19 protein-coding genes and 1 pseudogene are annotated in these 22447 nt (G+C 40.4%); all 20 read left to right on the forward strand.

Annotated features, from left to right (window positions below; all coding sequences use genetic code 11):
* Positions 1-76 precede the first annotated feature (76 nt).
* The 20 genes and pseudogenes from NI389_RS14310 to NI389_RS14405 all read left to right on the forward strand — a co-directional run bounded on the left by NI389_RS14310 (position 77) and on the right by NI389_RS14405 (position 22439).
* A complete protein-coding gene (locus NI389_RS14310) occupies positions 77-841 on the forward strand; it encodes a flagellar basal body rod protein FlgF (protein ID WP_308360527.1) in 765 nt (254 codons plus the stop codon).
* Between the two features lie 19 nt (positions 842-860).
* Positions 861-1649 (forward strand): flagellar basal-body rod protein FlgG, encoded by a 789-nt coding sequence (gene flgG / locus NI389_RS14315; protein WP_308360528.1) that lies wholly within the window; start codon positions 861-863, stop codon positions 1647-1649.
* A 24-nt stretch (positions 1650-1673) separates the two neighbouring features.
* Positions 1674-2369, forward strand: a complete 696-nt coding sequence (flgH, locus tag NI389_RS14320; protein ID WP_308360529.1) for a flagellar basal body L-ring protein FlgH — start codon at positions 1674-1676, stop codon at positions 2367-2369.
* A 9-nt stretch (positions 2370-2378) separates the two neighbouring features.
* Positions 2379-3476, forward strand: coding sequence for a flagellar basal body P-ring protein FlgI (locus NI389_RS14325; RefSeq protein ID WP_308360530.1), 1098 nt, complete (start codon positions 2379-2381; stop codon positions 3474-3476).
* 94 nt (positions 3477-3570) lie between these two features.
* The gene (flgJ, locus tag NI389_RS14330) at positions 3571-4539 is read left to right on the forward strand and encodes a flagellar assembly peptidoglycan hydrolase FlgJ (RefSeq protein ID WP_308360531.1); all 969 of its coding nucleotides are present in this window, start codon (positions 3571-3573) and stop codon (positions 4537-4539) included.
* Position 4540: 1 nt separating this feature from the next.
* Positions 4541-6553, forward strand: a complete 2013-nt coding sequence (gene flgK, locus NI389_RS14335) for a flagellar hook-associated protein FlgK (RefSeq protein WP_308360532.1) — start codon at positions 4541-4543, stop codon at positions 6551-6553.
* A 2-nt stretch (positions 6554-6555) separates the two neighbouring features.
* Positions 6556-7785 carry a flagellar hook-associated protein FlgL gene (gene flgL / locus NI389_RS14340; protein ID WP_308360533.1) on the forward strand — a complete coding sequence of 410 codons (1230 nt, stop codon included), beginning with the start codon at positions 6556-6558 and terminating at the stop codon, positions 7783-7785.
* Positions 7786-8110: 325 nt separating this feature from the next.
* Positions 8111-9124 carry a flagellin N-terminal helical domain-containing protein gene (locus tag NI389_RS14345; protein WP_308360534.1) on the forward strand — a complete coding sequence of 338 codons (1014 nt, stop codon included), beginning with the start codon at positions 8111-8113 and terminating at the stop codon, positions 9122-9124.
* A gap of 503 nt (positions 9125-9627) precedes the next feature.
* A complete protein-coding gene (locus tag NI389_RS14350) occupies positions 9628-10644 on the forward strand; it encodes a flagellin N-terminal helical domain-containing protein (protein ID WP_308360535.1) in 1017 nt (338 codons plus the stop codon).
* Positions 10645-10796: 152 nt separating this feature from the next.
* Positions 10797-11810 carry a flagellin N-terminal helical domain-containing protein gene (locus NI389_RS14355; RefSeq protein ID WP_308360536.1) on the forward strand — a complete coding sequence of 338 codons (1014 nt, stop codon included), beginning with the start codon at positions 10797-10799 and terminating at the stop codon, positions 11808-11810.
* Positions 11811-11894: 84 nt separating this feature from the next.
* Positions 11895-12311 (forward strand): flagellar protein FlaG, encoded by a 417-nt coding sequence (locus NI389_RS14360; RefSeq protein WP_308360537.1) that lies wholly within the window; start codon positions 11895-11897, stop codon positions 12309-12311.
* A 17-nt stretch (positions 12312-12328) separates the two neighbouring features.
* Positions 12329-13753 carry a flagellar filament capping protein FliD gene (gene fliD / locus NI389_RS14365; protein WP_308360538.1) on the forward strand — a complete coding sequence of 475 codons (1425 nt, stop codon included), beginning with the start codon at positions 12329-12331 and terminating at the stop codon, positions 13751-13753.
* Between the two features lie 14 nt (positions 13754-13767).
* Positions 13768-14199, forward strand: coding sequence for a flagellar export chaperone FliS (gene fliS / locus NI389_RS14370; RefSeq protein WP_308360539.1), 432 nt, complete (start codon positions 13768-13770; stop codon positions 14197-14199).
* The gene (locus NI389_RS14375) at positions 14183-14467 is read left to right on the forward strand and encodes a hypothetical protein (protein WP_308360540.1); all 285 of its coding nucleotides are present in this window, start codon (positions 14183-14185) and stop codon (positions 14465-14467) included. The genes fliS and NI389_RS14375 overlap by 17 nt, the downstream gene beginning before the upstream one ends.
* A gap of 36 nt (positions 14468-14503) precedes the next feature.
* Positions 14504-16636 carry a motility associated factor glycosyltransferase family protein gene (locus tag NI389_RS14380; RefSeq protein ID WP_308360541.1) on the forward strand — a complete coding sequence of 711 codons (2133 nt, stop codon included), beginning with the start codon at positions 14504-14506 and terminating at the stop codon, positions 16634-16636.
* Positions 16637-16642: 6 nt separating this feature from the next.
* Positions 16643-17829 (forward strand): annotated as a pseudogene (locus tag NI389_RS14385) (polysaccharide biosynthesis protein).
* 5 nt (positions 17830-17834) lie between these two features.
* Positions 17835-18977, forward strand: a complete 1143-nt coding sequence (locus NI389_RS14390; protein ID WP_308362567.1) for a LegC family aminotransferase — start codon at positions 17835-17837, stop codon at positions 18975-18977.
* A gap of 296 nt (positions 18978-19273) precedes the next feature.
* Entirely contained in the window at positions 19274-20467 is a 1194-nt protein-coding gene (gene neuC, locus NI389_RS14395; protein ID WP_308360542.1) for a UDP-N-acetylglucosamine 2-epimerase, read from the forward strand.
* Positions 20460-21476: an N-acetylneuraminate synthase gene (gene neuB, locus NI389_RS14400; RefSeq protein ID WP_308360543.1), complete on the forward strand. Its 1017-nt coding sequence runs from the start codon at positions 20460-20462 to the stop codon at positions 21474-21476. The genes neuC and neuB overlap by 8 nt, the downstream gene beginning before the upstream one ends.
* Before the next feature lie 3 nt (positions 21477-21479).
* A complete protein-coding gene (locus NI389_RS14405) occupies positions 21480-22439 on the forward strand; it encodes a hypothetical protein (protein WP_308360544.1) in 960 nt (319 codons plus the stop codon).
* The last annotated feature ends 8 nt before the right edge of the window (positions 22440-22447 follow it).

The following is a 22447-nucleotide window of genomic DNA, read 5'->3' on the forward strand; positions in this document are numbered from 1 at the left end:
CGCACAAAATACCGTCAAAAAAAAGTGGTACGTAATTTGCTTTTTTAAAGTAAGTTAATTTTTGAGGTAAATAGTTATGGATAAAATGCTCTATGTCGCGATGTCAGGTGCTAAGCAAAGCCTGCGCGGTTTGGCATTAAAAGCCAATAACTTAGCCAACGCGAATACAACTGGTTTTAAAGCTGACTTTGCTCAAGCGCGTTCGATGCAAGCCTTCGGTGAAGGTCTTCCTACGCGAGTATTTGCAATGCAAGAAAGACCCGGTACAAATATGACATCAGGTGCTGTCGTTGAAACAGGTCGAGATCTTGACATTGCAATTACAGATAAAGGTTGGTTAACCGTTCAAGATGCGGCTGGTAACGAAGCCTACACCAAGGTGGGTACCTTAAACATTACACCCGATGGTGCACTCGTCACCGCACATGGTAAGCAGGTAATTGGTGAAGGTGGCCCAATTATCCTACCCATTCCAATTGATAAAATTGAAATCAGTCCAGATGGGGCGGTACAAATTCGCCCACAAGGTGCTCCAGCAAACTTTTTGGAAGTGGTTGACCGCATTAAAGTTATTGCAGCTGATAACAATCAATTGGAAAAAGGCAATGACGGTTTATTCAGACCAAAAACGGATGCACTTGAAGATGGTGCCTGTGGTTTTTGTGAAATCGCGCCAGAAATCAAGATTCTAAGTGGTTCACTCGAAATGTCGAACGTGAATCCGGTACATGAAATGGTGGACATGATTAACCACCAACGACAGTTTGAAATGCAAATTAAGTTGATGAAATCCGCAGAAGAGATCGATGAGCGTCACACCTCATTGCTGCGCATCGTTTAATGAGTGAGAGGATAAGACTATGAACCCAGCATTGTGGATTAGTAAAACGGGCCTTGATGCTCAACAAACCGATATCGCAGTAATCTCGAACAACTTGGCGAACGCCAGTACAGTGGGTTACAAAAAGAGCCGTGCTATTTTTGAAGATTTGCTTTACCAAAACATTAACCAACCAGGCGGTCGTTCGTCACAAGATACTGAAATGCCGTCTGGTTTGATGTTAGGCGCGGGTTCGAAAGTGGTCGCTAACCAAAAGAACTTTTCGCAAGGTAATATGTTGAGTACTGAAAACTCATTGGATTGGATGATCCAAGGTCCTGGTTTTTTCGAAGTGCTTATGCCAAATGGCAATATTGCCTATACACGGAACGGTCAGTTCACGACAGATGAAAACGGTCGTGTTGTGACGTCTGGTGCGGGTTATCCTGTACAACCTGAAATGAATATCCCAGACGACGCACAATCGATCACAATTTCCCGTGATGGTGAAGTATCTGTGCGTATTTCGGGTCAGGCTGAAAACGTGGTTGTTGGACAATTGGTGATCAGTGACTTTATCAATCCATCGGGTTTAGAGCCAATGGGTCAAAACTTGTATACAGAAACCGCGGTTAGTGGTGCTCCTGTGCAAGGCAACCCTGGAGCTGAAGGTTTAGGAAGCGTGGTACAAGGGGCACTTGAAACGTCAAACGTAAACGTGACCGAAGAGCTCGTAAACTTAATTGAAACTCAACGTATCTATGAAATGAACTCGAAAGTCATTTCGTCTGTTGACCAAATGCTTAGCTACATTAATCAGCAGCTTTAAATCAGCATAAGGTAGGAGAATAGTATGAATCGCCTTCTTAGAACCTCTATTTTCGGCTTGGTGACCTTGGTAGGTTTGTCTGGCTGTGTATCAACGCAAAATAAAAATGTGGTTCAGGACGACCCGTACTATGCTCCTGTGGTTTCTGAGGATCAAAGTGAACAAATCATGCCAACAGGCAGTTTGTTCAATGCTGAATTTGCAAATGATCTTTATTCAGACCGAAAAGCCTTGAGAACAGGCGATATTATTACGGTCGTTCTGCGTGAAACAACTCAAGCCTCGAAAGCGGCCAACAATCAAACGAAACGCGATACGTCTGCGAGTATTGATCCTGTTATTGGTTTGGGTGGAAATGCGGTGAATTTAGGTGGCGAAAGTATTCAACTCGGTGTCACAGCAGGAAATTCATTTAAAGGTGATGCGCAAGCAAATCAATCGAACAGCCTATTTGGCAATATTTCGGTGAATGTGGTGCGAGTTTTGCCTAATGGTAACCTAGTTGTTCGTGGTGAAAAATGGTTAACGCTAAATACGGGTGAAGAGTTTGTGCGTTTGGAAGGTTTAGTGCGTCCAAAAGATATCGCGGCAGATAATACGGTGCAATCAAATCGGATTGCTAACGCTCGAATTCAATACTCGGGTAAAGGTCAGAATCAAGAGGCACAAGCGCCTGGTTGGTTGGCTCGTTTCTTCTTAAGTACATTGATGCCGTTTTAGGAGTACATTATGAAACGCTTTGTTCAAACTCTAAGTGTCATTTTATTGGCGGCTATTTCTTTCTCATCCCAAGCTGTACGCGTAAAAGACGTTAGCATGGTCGAGGGAGTTCGTTCGAACCAACTAGTTGGGTACGGTTTGGTTGTAGGTTTACCTGGAACTGGGGAACAAAGTCGCTTTACTGAGCAAAGTTTTAAAGCCATGCTGAATGGTTTTGGTATCACATTGCCAGACTCACTGAAGCCAAAAATTAAAAACGTTGCTGCGGTAGCCGTGCATGCGGACCTTCCTCCGTTTGTAAAACCCGGCCAGACTATTGATGTAACGGTTTCATCGATTGGTAGTGCAGGTAGTCTTAGAGGTGGTACGTTATTGCAAACCTTTCTTAAAGGTTTAGACGGTAACGTGTATGCCATTGCTCAGGGAAGTTTAGTTGTCGGTGGTTTAGGTGCGGACGGTGCCGACGGTAGTCGAGTTATTGTGAATACTCCGACGGTTGGACGTATTGCCAATGGCGGTATTGTAGAACGTGCGGTGAAAAGTCCGTTTACCCAAGGTGACTACATTACGTTCAATCTTCATAGACCAGACTTCACTACGGCTAAGCGCCTTTCAGAAACCATTAATAATTTAGTTGGTCCCGATAGCGCTCAGGCCTTAGATGCTGCTTCGGTCCGAGTGATAGCACCACGAGACCCCGCTCAACGCGTATCGTACTTAGCGACATTAGAAAATTTAGAATTTAAACCTGCAGATACATCGGCAAAAATAATTGTTAATTCACGTACGGGCACCATTGTCATTGGTAAGGACGTCAAATTACAGCCAGCAGCAATCACACACGGTGGTTTGACGGTGACGATAGCTGAGCAGCAAAACGTATCTCAACCTCTGGCATTGTCTGAAGGTGAGACTACGGTGACTAAACAAAGCATCATAGATGTGAACCAAGATGATTCGAGAGCGTTTGTATTCAACCCTGGGATCAGTTTAGATGATTTGGTTCGAGCGATTAACGAAGTCGGCGCAGCGCCAGGCGACTTAATGGCGATATTGGAAGCACTAAAAGAAGCTGGGGCCATCAGTGGTCAGCTTGTAATTATCTAATATTTAAATACTTTTCAGCCCTGTGATACAGGGCTTTTTTTTGGCCTATATTTTGCATTTACCTCAATATGTAGAATAAAACGTCAATTTCCCGATGGACTTAAAACCGCTAGAAAATCAGAACGTATTTGACTTAAGTAGCTTAAATAACCTGCGTCAACAGGCTATTGGAGCAAAATCGGGTCAAGAAAGTGATGAGGCGCTCAAAAAAGCGGCGAAACAGTTTGAGGCTATCTTCACTCAAATGCTGCTCAAAAGTATGCGTCAAGCGAACGAAGCTTTTGAAGATAAAGACAGTCCATTCAACGCAAGCGATGTTAAGTTCTTCCAAGAAATGCACGATCAGCAAATTGCGACAGAACTCTCTAGCAACGGCTCTTTGGGGTTAGCTGATCTTATTGTCCAGCAGTTGTCACCCAACGCAAAAGGTTATACACCAGCTAGCGTTATCCGAACAGACGCGGAACTGAATACTGACAAGCTTTTGGGTAAGGTTGCCCAGTCGTCCAAATCAGAGGTTAAAGACGTTGAGAAAGAGGTCATTTCGAGTGAAGAATCGAGTTTGTTTGACTCTCCGAAAGCCTTTGTCGAACAAATTTGGGACTACGCAAAATCAGCTGCTCAAAAAATCGGACTCAATCCGGAAGTGATGGTGGCTCAAGCTGCCTTAGAAACGGGTTGGGGCAAGCATGTTATCAAGAAAACGGATGGTTCAAGCTCTAACAACTTGTTTAACATTAAATCGGACAACAGTTGGACGGGTGACAAAGCGAAAAAGCAGACGTTGGAATTTGAGCAAGGCCTTCCGGTGAAAAAACAGGCTCATTTCAGAGCGTACGAGTCCATTAAAGACAGTGTGGACGACTTTGTCGATTTTCTACAGCAGAATCCGCGGTATGAGAAAGCACTTGAAAAAACGTCAGACAATTCGACGTTTTTAGACGAACTGCAAAATGCGGGTTATGCAACCGATCCTAATTATGCGGAAAAGATTAAGAATGTACTTGAACGTGCCGATTTTAAAAGCATGCTCGGCTCAATAGTGCGTCGGGGAGTGAACTAAGATGTCGTTTAATTTATTAAATATCGGTTCATCGGGCATTCGTGCTAATAGTGAACTGCTACAGACTACAAGTAAGAACATTTCTAACCTAAACACGGAAGGCTATGTTCGTGAGCGTACAGAATTTACAACCATGGTTGGCAATGAAGTTGGCCGTGGTAATACTGTGCGTCTGCTAAATGAGTTTGCCTTGAAGCAGTTAAACCGAGACCTCTCAAATAAGACTTATTATGATCAGTTTGTCGCTGAAGCATCAAGAGTAGATACGTTATTTGCCGAAGAATCGAGCTCCCTTTCAACCAGTCTTAATAAGTTGTTCAACAACCTGCAAGAGGCACTGAATCAACCCGCCTCTTCAGTAAGTCGTTCGTTGTTTTTCACTAGTTCAGAAAATTTGGTGGACCAAATGGACAGACTTTCAGGGATTGTTCTTGATCAAAAAAACATAGTGAATGAACAACTTGATATTTTCTCGAGCGAAGCAAATAACCTCATCAAAAAAATAGGTGACCTCAATACCAAAATTGCCGGTCTGGTTAATCCTCAAGCCCAGCAGGTAAATAGCACAGTTTATAATGAACGCGACTTAGCTATTAAGAAGTTGGCTGAATTAGTTGACATTGAAACGCTTGATGGAGACAACGGCGAAAAGCTCGTGTTTATGGGGTCTGGTCAATCACTCGTCATGAAAGAGGGGGCATTCAATTTGTTCTCAACGGATGGCGACCCAGATCCAAATTTTAAGCAATTGAAACTTGATGTCAAAGGAGCGAGCGCAGTTGCCTTAGATGTAAATTCTGCAACGCTAAAAGGCAAAATTGGCGGCTTACTTGCTTTTAGAGATGAGATTCTTGTTCCCGCTCAAAATCAATTGGGCCAGATGGCAATATCTGTTGCAGATGCATTTAACCAGCAAAACCACAATGGTCTAGATTTGGATGGTAAATTTGGTGGTGATCTATTCCAAATTCCGACCGCAGGAGCGTACGCTTATAAAAGTAATACCGGAACGAGTGTAATTACAGCAACGTTAGAAGCCGGTAAAGGCAAAGAAATACCTGCGAATGATTTTCTAGTCGAGTACGTCAGCGCTACTCAAGTCAGTGTGAGTGCGTTAGATAATCGTGGAAATGTTGTTGGTACTGCACAGACTTTTAATATAGGTACTCCACCGTCGACGATTAATTCAGCGAATTTAGTTGCTCCTTCGACAGACGCATTTGGACTTGAACTCAATATTGGCGCGGGTGGTGCGACGGGAGACAAGTTTTTAATTAAGCTTAATAGTGAAGCGGCAAGTAGTTTAAAACTTGCAACAACGCGATCAGAACATTTAGCACTCGCTTCACCAATTAGAACGAATACTACCGCGGCGAATACTAGCTCAGCGACTATTTCTGCTGGCGTGGTGACCGACACTAGCGCAGCTGGATTCACGGCAACACCAGGTTTAGCAAATGGACCTATTACAGTAACAAAAACAGCAGTCGCTAACCAGTACACTATTTCAGATGGTACAAATACAGCAACATTTGTTGCGGGTACGAATACTAAAGGGATGCTTGCTCAAGCTGGTGCACCGTTTGCAAACTATGGATTTGATTTCGACATTGAAGGGGCTCCTGCGACAGGTGACACCTTTAAAGTGGAATTTAATACTGGCGGCTATGATGATAACCGAAATGGGTCTGGTTTTGCCAAGTTACAGTCAACCGATCTTGTTCGTCAAAATGTCATTACCACGCCAAATACCGACAATTTAAAAACATTTAATGAAGCGTATGCAAAAATTGTCACTGACGTTGGTGTGACAACGAATCAAGCAAAAACAAATGGCGCGGCTTTTGCAGCCTTAGCTCAACAATCTGAAACTTGGTATGAATCGATGTCAGGTGTTAACTTAGATGAGGAAGCGGCAAACTTACTCCGTTTCCAACAATCTTATTCTGCAGCGGCACAGGTGATCACTGTGGCCAGAGCTATCTTTGATAGTCTGCTTAGTGCGGCGAGGTAATTATGCGTTTATCTAATAATTTGATGTATCAAAACAACTTAACTTCTATCTTGGATAATCAATCTGAGGTGAATAAGGCGATGCAACAAGTTACAACGCAAAAGCGTGTATTGTCTGCCTCGGATGACCCTTCTGCGACAGCGCGAGCGATGTTGTACTCTGACCGTATTGAAACGAATGAACAGTATTCAAAGAACCTAACGATGTTGGAAAGTCGCTTAGGTACTCAGGAAAGTGTACTTGAAAACATCAAAAACTCGATTACCCAGGCTTATACGCTGGCAATTCGAGCGGGTAATGGCAGTGTTACTGATATAGATAAAAATGCAATTGCGCAAGAAATTAAAGCAATTCAAGCTTCTGTTCTAGATATGATGAATTCGAAATCGGAAGATGGACGCTATATTTTTTCAGGCTATCAAGATAACACGCAAACATATGGACAAGACCCTGCAACAGGAAAATTTGTTTACCAAGGTGACCAAGGTCAACATAAAATCAAGGTTGCAGAGGGTGTTGAAATTCGCTCGAGTGACAATGGTTTTGATGTGTTTGAGAAGGCCGAAAATCGTTTAAATGTTGTGAGTAATACCGCTACAACGGCGGGTGGTGCGACAAATGGTACAGTCTACATTAAAGAACAGGGCGAGTTTGATAAATTCCATAAGTCGTATTACAACGCAAGTCCGACAGCTCCTGCAACTGCAAATGACTTTCAAATTACACTTGGCGCTGGTAATACGTATGCCCTAACGCAAAATGGGACGCCAGTACAAAGTGGAACTTACACAGACAATAAAATTGTTTTAGGTGGAATGGAAATTAAGTTCTCGGGTGGCCCAACAGGCACAATTGATTTTACTTTAGAAAAACCGGCAAAAGACAACGTTTTGAATACCCTAGAAAACTTGTACAAAGGACTTACTACGCCAGGTACTTCAGTGGAAGACTTCGAGCAAGTCGTTGCTGATGCCGTCGTCGGTTTGGACAACGCAAAGAATAAAGTGTCCTATTCACAAGCTTCGTTAGGAGGTAGAAAAAATACAGCTGACCTAATATCGAAGGCAAACGCAGATCTGGATATTAATAACAAGTCCGCACGAGCAGATATTATTGAACTTGATATGACAGAAGCAATTACGAATTTGCAAAAGCATGAAACTGCCCTTCAAGCTTCTCAAGCTACCTTTGGTCGTTTGTCTAATCTTTCTCTCTTTGATTACATTCGCTAATCTTTTGGGCGTTTAAATTCAAAATTAATTTTAAGCGTCCAAACTCACACAAATCGAATTTAACTTTCTGAATTTTAATCGATAAATCATTCGTCAAATTATTGACTAGAAAAAAGTGAATCTATGTGTTGATTTGGCAAGTTGATCTGTAAATCCATTTAAATGCAATAAAAACAAAGAATTAAAAAAAAATAAAAAAATTACTAAAGGAATTTTCTGCCATTCCGATAACTAAGGTAAGCGGGCTGATGGTAAAAAGTAAGAGTCAAAGGCCCAAACCAAAAAGTTTGAGAGTAAACACAACGTTTACTGTGGGAGAAAAATCATGGCACTTTATGTAAATACTAACGTAAGTTCATTGAACGCACAAAGACAGTTACAAAACTCTGGTAATTCACTTGACGTTTCATTCAAACGTTTATCATCAGGCTTCCGTATCAACAGCGCAGCTGATGATGCTGCAGGCTTACAAATTGCAGACCGTTTATCTTCACAAATTAACGGCTTAGACCAAGGTAACCGCAACGCAAACGACGGTATTTCACTTGCGCAAACTGCAGAAGGTGCGATGGAAGAAATCACGTCTATGTTCCAACGTGTTCGTACTTTGGCTCAACAGGCGTCGAACGGATCAAATACTGATGAAGACCGTTTAGCTGTTCAAGAAGAGATACGAGCTCTTATGGGAGAGGTAAACCGTGTTGCTGCTGACACAACTTTTGGTGGAACGAACCTGTTGGATGGCAGTTACAAAGCAAGTTTCCAAGTCGGTGCAGATGCTGTTCAGACAATTGGTTTTAGTATGCAAACGGTTGGCGGCACTGCAAACGGGGCAAACACAATCTCTGCAAACGGTGGTTTTACATTATCTGGTATTGCCGGCGTTGCATCAGCGGTTACAGGTAAAGTTTTCGCTTCAACAGCTGCAACGGTTGCTGGTGTTTTAGACGAAGCAGGTTTATCTGCTCTATCTGCAGTTGGTGGTACGAGCATAGCGCAAAGTGATGCTGCGTTTTCGGTAGTGTTCACAGAAACCGGAATTTCAGTGTCAAGTCAAGCTGGAGCACAGCTTGTCATGGCTGGGATGGATGCTTTGATTGCGGTTGTAGACAAGAAACGTGCGGAACTAGGTGCTGTACAAAACCGTTTCCAATCAACGATTCGCAACCAATCTAACATTTCAGAAAACCTGTCAGCGGCGAAATCTCGAATCAAAGATACCGATTTTGCTCAAGAAACAGCAAGTTTGACTAAAATGCAAATCCTTCAACAAGCTAGCCAAACGATTTTGAGTCAAGCAAATCAACGTCCGCAGGCTGCATTGAGTCTATTAGGATAATAGGTAAGAGAAGTGTCCGTGCTTGATGGGGTATTTAGCACGGACACGAATTGGATGATAAAGCGGAGGAGCTTAAATCCAAAAAGCGTTCATCAGAACAATGAACACGTTAAATTAAGCATTTACTATGCCAACTTAACGAAAAAGTTTTGACACTCACTCTCAAACACTCAAAGGGGCATGCCAGTGCCCCTTCTTTATCTACATCATATACATCATCTTAAACTAGCCATTTAAACGACATTTCTTGAATGGTAGCCCTTACCTGACCTTTAGATATTTCAAGCTCTTACATTGCAATCTCAGCACTGATACGGAGGATTTTTATTCTTGGTATTTAAATTGGCCTGCTCTTTGCATTTATTCTTCTGACGACAAGTTAACGGCACATAGTGGCAAGAAAAGGCAATGTTTTGCCGATGTAGTATGCCCGCAAGATTGCCGCCATTTTCAAAGTTCAGTGGTCTTGCCACTTCAACTTGTAACAGATAAGAGAGTGAATTATGGCTTTATTTGTAAATACTAACGTGAGTGCTTTAAATGCACAGCGTCAATTAACAAACTCAGGTACTGAGTTAGATACATCGTTTAAACGTCTATCTTCTGGTTTGAGAATCAACAGTGCAGCAGATGATGCTGCTGGCTTGCAGATTTCTGACCGCCTTAATTCTCAGATTATGGGTTTAGAGCAAGGTAACCGTAACGCGAATGACGGAATCTCTCTAGCACAGACAGCCGAAGGCGCAATGGAAGAAATTACGTCAATGTTCCAACGTATTCGTACCCTAGCTCAGCAAGCGGCGAACGGTTCGAACACAGACGAGGACCGCCTTGCGGTACAAGAAGAAATTCGCCAGCTATCTGCTGAAGTGAACCGTGTAGCGGCAGATACGACATTTGGTGGCACAAATTTACTAGATGGGAGCTATCAAGCGAGCTTTCAAGTAGGTGCTGACGCTGTTCAAACGATTGGCTTCAGTATGAAAACGGTTGGTACAACAGCAAATGGCGCTAATACGATGACGGCCAACGGAGGTTTCACGCTTTCTGGTATTGCGAATGTTGCATCTGCAGTATCGGGACGTGCATTCGCGTCTACAGCAGCCAGTGTCGCGGGATTCATCGATGCTCAGGGTATTTCGTCTCTTTCTAGTATTGGTGGAACAACTGTCGCTACATCTAATATGGCTTTTTCAGTTGTTTTTACTGAAACAGGGATTTCCGTATCTTCGCAGGTAGGAGCTCAACTTGTGATGGCGGGTATGGATGCTTTGATCGCTGTAGTGGATAAAAAGCGTGCTGAGCTTGGTGCTGTTCAAAACCGTTTTCAATCGACTATTCGAAATCAAGCAAACGTGTCAGAAAATTTGGCATCTGCAAAGTCTCGCATTAAAGACGCGGATTTTGCGCTTGAAACGGCAAAATTGACTAAAAATCAAATTCTGCAACAAGCAAGTCAAACAATACTAAGTCAAGCAAATCAAAGACCTCAAGCGGCATTGAGTCTGTTGCAAGGATAGTTTTAAAATTAATTACAAATAAAGCTAAAGCTTCTGCTTTACCCGTCGATATAAGATTTAGAGAACTATCACTCTAGGACTCTAATTCGGGTGTTTAGCTGGGTAGGGGTATCCCGCTATGCACCTTCGATAATGATAAAGCGGAGGCTATTATGGCTTTATATGTTAATACCAATGTGAGTTCGCTGAACGCACAAAGACAATTGATGAATTCTGGTAATTCATTAGACAATTCATTTAAACGTTTATCTTCAGGTTTTCGCATCAACAGCGCAGCTGATGACGCGGCAGGTATGCAAATCTCTAACCGCCTATCAAGTCAAGTTAACGGCTTGAACCAAGGTAACCGCAATGCAAACGATGGTATTTCTCTAGCGCAAACAGCAGAAGGCGCAATGGAAGAAATAACCTCCATGTTCCAACGGGTGCGCACGCTAGCACAGCAAGCTTCAAATGGGACAAATACTGATGAAGACCGTTTGGCTGTTCAAGAAGAAATTCGAGCATTGATGGGCGAAGTAAACCGTGTCGCTGGAGATACGACATTTGGTGGCACAAATTTGCTGGATGGCACGTATAAAGCTAGTTTCCAAGTCGGCTCAGACGCAGTGCAAACTATTGGCTTCAACATGCAAACGATTGGTAATACAAATAATGGTGGCAACTCCATTTCAGCAAATGGTGGTTTCACGTTATCTGGTATAGCAGGTGTAGCATCTGCCGTAACCGGTAAAGTATTTGCCTCTACTGCGGCTACTATCGCGGGGATTTTAGATGATGCAGGTATCTCTGCACTCTCAGCAATCGGTGGCACAACAATAGCTAAAAGCGATGCAGCATTTTCTGTCGTATTTACTGAAACTGGAATATCAGTTTCAAGCCAAGCTGGTGCTCAACTTGTCATGGCAGGTATGGAAGCTTTAATAGCGGTAGTTGACAAAAAACGTGCTGAGCTCGGTGCGGTTCAAAACCGTTTTCAATCGACTATTCGAAACCAATCGAATGTTGCTGAAAACTTATCTGCAGCACAGTCTCGAATCAGAGATACCGATTTCGCTCAAGAAACGGCGAACTTAACTAAAATGCAAATTCTGCAACAAGCAAGTAGTTCAATTTTGAGTCAGGCAAATCAACGCCCTCAAGTTGCTCTTTCTTTACTTGGGTAGTTGATATAGTCGCCAAATTCAGGCCCAATTTGCCTGGATTTGGCCTATACTCTAATATGGTGATTTGTATTCTGGAGGCTCTCTATGAAAGAAGTCGCAGTTACTCCTTCTCATAGCCCCGTGGAATTGCAATTAGGGCAAAGAGATGACAAGCAAAGCGTAACGCTGCGCCCCATTGATGCTGTAGAAAAATCTAATGGTTTTGGTGTGGAAGACGAAGCTAAAGCCAAGACTAAATCAGCCTTGTCTGATGGTACGTTAATTGCAGAGGTTAAAGAAAATCTCGAAAAATTGAACAAGTATATACCTGTAACATCAACAAATTTATCTTTTGAGTTTGATGAGTCCGGTGATCCTCCGTTTATTCGTGTTGTAGACAAAGAAAACGAAGAAGTTATTCGCGAAATCCCTTCGAAAGAATTCCGCGAAGTTGCTAAGGCTTTAGACGAGCTTGCCGATAAATTATCAGGTAAAGGGCTGCTTTTTAACCAGTCAGCATAAGCCAATAGGAGTTTAGTATGCCATTAATTACATCTGCTGGGATTGGTTCAGGTTTGGATCTTGAAAGCATCATTTCTGCTTCAATTTCAGCTGAGCGTACACCCAAACTTCAGAGTTTGCTGAAAAAAGAAGATTCTTTAAAGGTTGAGCTATCCTCATTAGGCGAAGTCAAATCGGCTATTTCTAAACTCCAAACCACGATAAAAAAACTGGCTGATATTGAAAACTTTGGAAAAAGAACTGCGGACATAAAGCAACCTTCATCCGGAGACCTTATTTCTGTTACGCCAACTTCTGATATTTCTGTGGGTAGTTTTAAAGTTGCGGTGAAACAACTAGCCCAAGGTAGCAGAGCTGTATCCGCCGATGGTGCCTTTAGTGATTCGAATGCGGTAGTTTCGGCTTCTGGCGGTAAATTGACGTTTGCAGCAGGGCCGGATAAAACATTCGATCTTGATGTAACAGCAGGTATGACGCTTTCTGAACTTCGAGATGCTATTAACTCGTCTGAAACAAATTTTGGTGTAACGGCAAATATTGTAAATACAGGCGGTACAGCTGGCTCCAAGTTGGTACTTACCTCTAGTATTACTGGCGAAGATAATGATTTAGTAATAACGAGTGATAGCTCTGAGCTCGATGCGATAGAAACTTATGATGCTACACTAAATCCCTCAGGTGGGATGACGATTGATCAGACAAAGGACAAAGCACAAAACGCAATTATAAGTATTGATGGGTTGGATGTAACTAGCTCCTCTAATACATTTAAAGATGCAGTTCAAGATATGACAATCAAAGCTGTGCAGGTGAGTGAGGATAATGCCGGGGTATTAGATACTGCGAAGCTTACAATCGGATATGATAGAGATAGTATATCTACATTAGTTGATGAGTTTATTACTAATTACAATAATTTGATAGGTCAAATAGGACTTCAGACGAGAATAGGTAAGCCGCTTAATGGTGATGCTTCAATGAGGTCTTTGAGTGATCAATTAATAGGTACATTATCTTCTACATTGACAGATGCAGGTCCATTTGAATCGATATTTGATATTGGTATTGGCGTAAAAAAAGAGAATTACCTAGAGAAATCGTCACTAGTCCGGAGTTTGAGCGAGGCAATGGATGATAACTTTGATAATATTGGCAAGGCTTTTGCTGGTGAAAATGGAGTTGCCAAGAAAATGGAAACTCTACTTGCTAACTACTTAGATTCTGACGGGCTAATCAAAAAGCGAGAGGATAATCTCAATGTTCAAATTAAGGATGTTGGAGATGATAAACTCAGTTTGGATCAACGGATGGCTGATTTGGAAGCTGGTTTACGTAAGAAGTATGCAGGACTGGATGTTTTGTTGGCTCAAATGCAGCAAACTCAGGCATATTTAGGTGCTCAGTTAGCAAACTTACCTGGCTTTACTAAAGCCAAATCATAAAGAGGTTGAAGAATATGTATAATGCCAAAGTAAAAAATTATCAAAAAGAAGCGCTTAAAACTAGAATTGCTGGTGCTGACCGATACGAAATTATCCAGATGTTGATGGCAGGGGCATTAGAGCGACTCGTTCTTGGGAAAGTTGCTATCGACAAAAAGCTGTTAGAGGCTAAAGCAGAGCATATATCTAAAGCGTCCTCAATCATAGAAGCACTGCGTGGCTGTTTAGATTTCGAAGTAGGTGGTGAAGTTACAGAGAATCTGTATGCTTTATACAGTTATATGCTCGATAAGTTAGTTGACGCTTCAGTTGAAAACAATAGCGCATATTTAGATGAAGTGTCTATGTTGCTTAAAGAAATTAAATCTGCTTGGGATGCAATACCTGCTGATGTTAGACACCAAACTCTTCAATCAGGAGAGTATGTAAGTGCAACAGGACGATAAGTTTATAGAAGCCAATAGTCTTTTAAGTCAGTTGGAAAAAGCAATAGAAACTGAAGACCTAGATTTGTGCAGCGGCATATCTAAATCGTTGCACATTGAGATTAAGAATATAATATTAAATTCTGAAGATTATGAGCAACTTCAATCGCTAATATATTTACTTGCCTCTGCCACATCCAAAGTAGCCAAAAAGAAAGACACAACTAAAAAAGAGCTTTTGAAGTATCAAACTGGTAAAAAAGTTGCTTCAGCCTATAAGAAACTATAAAACGTAATTAGCGTAGCAAAAATTGAAGGTGAAGAAATGGTTAGCAAAGATGATTTAGATATCGACGCTTTGGTAGCAGAAGTAGAAGCAAAACTAAATTCAATTGCAGAACAAAACCAAAATGAACAAGATTTCGCTCTGGAGGCGAATAATAGGTTTAACAAAAACCTAATAGCCCTTGAGAAGTATTTTCCCAAACTTGCTGATTCCGTAAAGGATTATCAACCTCGTGAAGACTTTAAAATCGATGTGACGATTTCTAAGCATGGAAACTTTATTCCTAAAGACAGCCCTGTCCCTCTCTATGATAACGATCCTATAACACAAAGCCGTGAGCAGATTGAAAGATATACAAAGGATGCTCACTTTGGACGTACTGATTATTTTGCTACAGGCCCAGTTAGTCTAGATGATAGTTCCGAAAGTCGTATTCATATGAAACATATGGAAAAACTGTTTCAGCAACTCTGCGTAACGGACCCTGAACAACCTATCTTAAAAACACTTCCAGAAGTATTCCCGTCAGCTATGATTTTTGGAATCGGATTGGGCTATCACATCCCCTTACTTTTAGAAAAGCATTCGTTTGACTTTTTGTTTATTACAGAACCCGATTTTGAACTGTTTTTTGCGAGTCTTTTCTGTATTGAATGGGATAGAATTATATATGATATAGATGAAGCGGGTAAGTCGTTGTTTATTACGGTAGGTAGTAGCTACGAAGACTTCTTCACTGATTTATTTGCTTTAACGGCGGACGTTGGCGCGTTTTCAATAATCAACGCGTTTTGTTACCAACATTACCCTTCAATTGAACTGAATAAACTGATCAAAGCATTTTTCGCCAATTATTATCGATTTCATCAAGGGTACGGGTTTTATAATGATGCAATAACGGGGTTGTCTCATGCTATACATCACGTCAAAAAGCAGACTCCCTTTTTATTTGCTAGCAATGAAGCGCGAAATTGGTTAGAAAATATTCCAGCATTTGTCGTTGGCAATGGTCCGTCTTTAGATGAGTCTCTAGAGTTTATTAGAGAAAATCAGGATAAAGCGGTTATATTTGCTTCTGGTACCGCTTTACAAACTTTATTAAGGGCTGATATTAAACCTGATTTTCACGTTTTAGTAGAACGTCCGAAAGATGCCTATGTTGCTCAACTACAGCTCAGTCCCGAAGGCGGTTATAAAGAAATCAACTTTTTAGGGGTAGACGTTCTCTATCCCGACCTAACTGATTTATATGCATGGAGTGGTTTGGGATTAAAAGGGCCTGAAGCATCGTCTGTTTTTCTTAGGTTGCAAACTGGATTAAAAATGAAACGACTAGTTTCCATTTTGCAGGCTAGTGGTCCAATGGTATCTAATACCTCTTTCTCCTATGCCCTAACTATTGGTTTTAAGGAGATATATTTGTTTGGTGTCGATAATGGATTTGTCGATTCAAATAAGACTCATGCATCGCATAGTGTGTATAGCGATGCAAAAAATAAAGATAAGTTTCCTGAAGTCAAAAGTTCTGGATTAACGTTGGAAGGTAATTTTGGCGGTGAAATTCAGACGACATCTTTAATGAGTATGTCAAAAGCAAGTTTTGAGCTATTGACTAAACCATTGTCAAACGAATATGCCATTTATAATGTTGGAGATGGTGCGAAAATCAACAAGGCGCTGCCTCTTCATGAGGACGACCTGTTGCCTTTGATGAATTCCATAGACAAACCTTCTTTAATTGAACGTATTAAGTCGGAACTGTTTATGCCCCTTGAGTTGGGCGATATTGAAGCTTCATTAGGCATTGATGAGTTCGAAAGTGTGATAGATCATTTGATTGACATCGGTAATCGCCCTTATCAATCCAGGCAAGAGGCCACCGCAATTTTGATTGCTCAACAGCGACTTATTGAAGCTTACAAAAAGAGTAAGCAACCACAGATTTACCATTTATTAAAAGGTACATTAATATATACCCACTGTCCGTTGATAACTGTTCTTTATTTTTATGATTCAGAAGTATATTGTTTGAAGAAATTCAAAATATCGTTTGCTGTTTGGATGGATTTTCTTAAAGAAGTTCGAAATGACTTTCGTAAAAATTGGTATACCAAGTGTGATTGGGTGCATGAACTATTGCGCGAATACGATTCCGACTCAAATAAAGAGTAAAATAAGATGAGTGAGTTACTTTCCATTTTAGGTAGAAGCCGAGCTTTGTTTACAGAGGACATTCTGGAACGTGAGCAATATTTAATGGAAGTAGTTAGTAGTTCCCGCTTCTTAGTTTTAGGGGGAGCCGGTACGATTGGACAGGCTGTTACTAAAGAGATTTTTCATCGAAATCCAATTTGTCTACATGTTGTAGATTTATCTGAAAACAATCTGGTGGAGCTTGTTAGAGATATACGTTCGTCAGTTGGATATATTTCAGGCGACTTTAGGACATTTACCCTAGATATAGGTTCGCTTGAGTTTGAAGCATTAATGCGAGATGTCGGTCATTATGATTTTGTGCTAAATCTTTCAGCATTGAAACATGTTAGAAATGAAAAAGATCCATATACATTAATGCGAATGATTTACACTAATATATTCTATACAGTACAGGCTCACCGTCAAGCGGTCTCTTTGAATGCAAGAAAGTACTTTAGTGTTTCTACGGACAAAGCTGCTAATCCTGTAAATATGATGGGGGCATCCAAGCGAATAATGGAACTTTTCCTCATGCGGGAAAGTTGTAATTTAGATGTGTCTATGGCTCGATTCGCAAATGTTGCGTTTAGTGATGGATCTTTGCTTTATGGATTCGACATGAGACTCAAAAAAAGCAGCCAATTGCAGCCCCTTCTGACATTCAGCGTTTCTTTGTCACGGAACAAGAATCCGGTCAACTGTGCCTATTATCATGTCTATTTGGTAGTAATTTGGATATCTATTTCCCTAAAGTCAAAGGTGAATTGAGACTACAAACACTTTCAGATGTTGCAAAGCGATATTTAGAATCAAGGGATTTAGAAGTATTACTTTGTGAAAATGAGGAGGAAGCAAGAGCCGTAATGAAAAATGCGCCCAAAGGCAAATGGCCATGTGTGTTTTCTCGTTCCAATACGTCTGGCGAGAAAGAATTCGAAGAGTTTTTTACTGATTCAGAAGTGTTAGATCTGGATACGTTTAATCATATAGGCGTGATAAAGCAATCGCTCGAATTCAATCCAGATCTTCTGGAAATTTTTGAAAAAGATATTTTGAAATTACGTCAAAATAAGTCGTGGACTAAAAGGCAATTGATCGATGCCTTTGAGCGACTGTTACCTGAATTTGCTCATATCGAAAAGCTGCGTTCGTTAGAAGAAAAAATGTAATGAATATTGTCACAGAGCTCATAGAGTTTATACGAGAACAATATAGTTCAAGCGAATTTATACCTCTACATCAGCCTTACTTTTCGCAGAGGGAAAAAGACTATGTTATTAAGACGATAGAATCAACATTTGTATCTAGCGTTGGTCAATATGTAGATCTTTTTGAGCAAAATATTGAAAGCTACTCAGGGTGCGCAAAGGCCGTAGCGACAGTAAATGGGACATCAGCCTTACTATGTGCGCTATACGCTGCTGGAATCGAACGGAATGATGTAGTTATAACTCAAGCTCTAACATTCGTTGCGACTTGCAATGCAATTGTACAGTTAGGTGCAGCCCCCGCATTCGTAGATGTTTCAGCAAATACCTTAGGGCTGAGTCCTGATGCTCTCCAAGAATTCTTAATTGAAAATGCATATTTGGATGGAGAACATAAATGTCGGCTCAAGAAAACAAAGCAAGTTGTTAGAGCCGTAGTGCCAATGCATACATTCGGTCATCCTGTTGAAATAGATAGAATTAGTCAAATTTGTCGGTCATGGAATATCGCGTTAGTTGAAGATGCAGCAGAAAGTTTAGGATCCTTCTATAAAGGTAAACACACAGGAACATTTGGTGATTACGGTGCTGTGAGCTTTAATGGAAACAAAATCATTACCACAGGAGGTGGAGGCGCAATCTTATGTCAGTCTAAAGATACCGGTAAAAGGATTAAACACTTAACAACAACAGCAAAAGTTCAGCATCAATATGAATACTATCATGATGAAATAGGCTTCAATTTTAGATTACCAAATATCAATGCTGCTCTTGGGTGTGCTCAGATGGAAAAAATTGAGATGATTCTTTTAAATAAGAGAGAGTTAGCGAATGAATATCGGCAGTTTTTTAGCAAATCAGAGTACAAATTTGTAAATGAGCCACTTAACTGTAGATCTAACTATTGGTTGAATGCAATTATATGTCCAGACGAGTCATCAAAAAAGTATTTGTTGGAAACTACGAACCAACACAATGTCATGACTCGGCCGATTTGGACATTGATGAACGAGTTGCCTATGTTTAGTAGTTGCATGTGTGGGAGATTAAGTGTCAGCCAATGGTTGGCCAAACATGTTGTTAACTTGCCTAGTTCAGTCAGAATGTAGCCAATCTTTTTAAAAGGTGGTGCATTATAAAATCACATATCATCTTTTCAATTTGTGAGAGGCTATTAGCTCAAATTTTTGACTCAAAGAGAGTGTTTTGTAGATGCGGCTATTAATTATTTAGGCGATTAACTTAAAAAAATGCGAGATTCAAAATCGTAATATTAAAAAATTAGATTAGCTAAATCAAAAAAGCCATTCAACTTTATCTTAGGGCAACTAGTTCGGAAAGGTGAGTTTATTTACGTTGTATAATATGATAAATCATACGAAATATAAATTTAAAAGATCTTAATATGACCGTACAAGTTGATTCGAGACCAAAGATAATGTTGGTTACAACATCTAGAGCTGAATTTGGCCTGTTTTATTGGCTTATAAAGGCACTACAGGACTCTACTTTATTTAATTTTCAATTGATTGTCACGGGAAATCACCTTTCGGTAGAGCAAGGATACACGCTTAAAGAAATCGAGCAAGAAGGAATTAAAATAACAGAAATAGTTGAAATTATGTTTTCTGGTGTTTCAGATACAGCTAAAACGAAATCATCAGCCCATGGTATGCTAAGTTTTGCAGATGTATTTTCTCGACATCGCCCTGATTTATTAATCATTATGGGTGATCGCTATGAATTGCTTGGTATAGCTTCTGCTGCAGCTCTTATGTCTGTACCAATAGCTCACTTTTCAGGTGGTGAAATTACACAGGGTGTGATTGATGATGTAATCCGACATACAATAACCAAACTATCTCATTTTCACTTCGTATCAAACAAAAAGCACGCACAAAGAGTTCGGCAACTAGGAGAAGCGCCAGACCGAATTTTTAACGTTGGTGAGCCGGGACTAGAGCATTTAAAAAAAACCCCGATGATGAACATTTCCGAATTGAGCCAAAGTATTGGATTCGAGTTAAGCGAATCTTTCGCGCTCTTTACTTTCCATCCGGTCGTGCAAGAACTAGGCTTGACTCCAGAAATGCAATTATCACGAATATTAGATGTTCTTGAAACTGAGAGTAAACTTCAATATTTGATTACATTTCCTAATTTTGACATTGGTGGAGAGGTACTTCTTGAACAACTGAAAGCGTTTGAAGAAAGAAACAGAGATAGGGTTAAACTTGTGTCCTCTTTAGGTTTCAGACGTTATTTGTCGGCTCTTCATTTGTGTAAACTTGTCATTGGAAACTCTTCCAGTGGATTAGTTGAAGCTCCTTGTTTTGGAAAAGTAACTTTGAATATCGGTTCTCGGCAATCTGGGAGATTAAAAGGACGTAATGTTATTGACTGCGGATTTGATCCTCGAGAAATAAGAATAAAGCTTAAACTGGCAATGAACGATGATTATCAAGAAATTGCAAAAACTGCCGAAAACCCTTATGGAGACGGGAATACGGTAAGCAAAGTTGTCAATGTTTTGAGGAATACCAAATTCCCCATTGAAGGTATAAAAAGGTTTCATGACCTCGAGGATAAAGATGAATAAAACCCTAATTATTGCAGAAGCTGGTGTTAATCATAATGGTAGCTTTGATATGGCGAAACAGTTAGTTGATATCGCGGCTCAAAGCGGTGCTGATTATATTAAGTTCCAAATTTTCAAATCGGAATCTGTGATATGCAAAACAGCGGAAAAGGCTCAGTACCAGAAGGAAACCACAGGCCAGTCAGAGTCTCAGTTAGAGATGGTGAAAAAGTTAGAGCTTTCATTTGAACAACATAGACAACTGAAGGCCTATTGCTCTCATAAAAATATTAAATATTTATGTACACCATTTGATTTGGAAAGCTTAGCATTTTTACTTGAGCTCGGTTTAGACACCATAAAAATCCCATCAGGTGAAATTACAAACTATTTCTTATTAGATGAAATCGCGAAACATGAGATTAATGTTATTTTGTCGACAGGGATGTCTACTCTTGACGAAATAAAGCAAGCCATTAATCTTTTAAATCAACATGGTAGAATTTCGAATCTTACAGTTTTACATTGTAACACTCAGTACCCAACCCCGTTTGGAGACGTCAATTTGGCGGCGCTCAGTCTATTACACGAAGAGTTGTTATGCGATATAGGATACTCTGACCATACTGCTGGTACGGAAGTTGCGGTTGCTGCGGTGGCACTCGGTGCAAAAATAATTGAGAAGCACTTTACATTATCTCGCTTACTGCCAGGACCTGACCACCAAGCGTCTCTAGAACCTGAAGAATTGTCAAGAATGGTTAAAGAAATTCGACATATTGAATTAGCTCTCGGCTCTAAAACTAAAAAAGTTACTCAAAGTGAAGCCGATAATATTGATATAGCAAGAAAGTTCTTGGTAGCTGCTCGTGATATAAAAGCTGGCACTGTGTTTTGTATAGAAGACTTCGTCGCAAAACGGACTGGTGTGGGTGGTATAAATCCGATGCATGTCTTCGAGGTAATAGGAAAAGTTGCAAAAAATAGCTATCTTGCGGATCAGCCAATTTCTTTAAGGGAGGTTGATTAGTACATGGCTATTTTTGGTGGCGAGCTAACATCTCCATTTCGACACAGTGAACTGTTTGCCTCAGGTCGAAGTTCGTTGAGAAGAATAATAGAAATCTTAGGTTCCACACCAAGAATATTAATTCCCAATTATGTGTGTCCAGTAGTTTTTAACGAGTTTGAGAAAACGCATGCTCAAATACAACTATACTCCGTTTCAAATGATTTTGAGATAGATTTGAATGGTATTGATTTTGAAAAGTTCGATTGTCTTTATGTAGTTCACTATTTCGGGAAATTGACGAACCTTCCTATAGGTTTGCCAAATAACCTTTTGATTATTCATGATTGTGTTTTCCTTCCTAGCGTTGATGAAGCATTTCATGACTCGTCGAATAAGCAGATTGGTTTTAATAGTTTTAGGAAAATATTTCCTTGTGCTGAAGGTAGTGTTTTGGTTTCTAACTTTACTTATCCTCAGATTAACGATGTGATTTTTAATAGGCAAAATGAATTTAGTAAGCACAAGATGACCGGGCTAAGGTTAAAACAGAGGTACATTGAAAGTAAATCTCACGATATTGTGCTCGAACATGAGTACTTGGATCATTTGCTTTTAGGAGAAAAAATAATAGATAAGAGTACTGAAATCGAAACAACAACAGATGGGTTTGCACTGAATGTTTCAAAAAGCTTAGGAAAAAGTATACATGGACTCATTGAACGACTTAATCGACTAGAAGTAGTTGCAAGTTATTCCCAAAACAGAAGCTTCAAACCTAGCTTTGCTTGTTTTTATCCTATACAGATAAATAGCCACGCGTATGACCAAATCAAAAAGGAGCTGGTAAAAGAATCGATTTACTTACCATATTTTTGGCCGATTAGCGATGAACTGAAACTAAAAGGATTGGTAGAAAAAACTGACCACCTTTTCATTCCGCTTGCACCAGAAAACAACAAAAAAAATTTTTTCAAATGCTAGAGATCATT

It is taken from the genome of Pseudoalteromonas xiamenensis (assembly GCF_030994125.1).
In the GTDB taxonomy this organism is placed as follows: Bacteria; Pseudomonadota; Gammaproteobacteria; order Enterobacterales; family Alteromonadaceae; genus Pseudoalteromonas; species Pseudoalteromonas xiamenensis_B.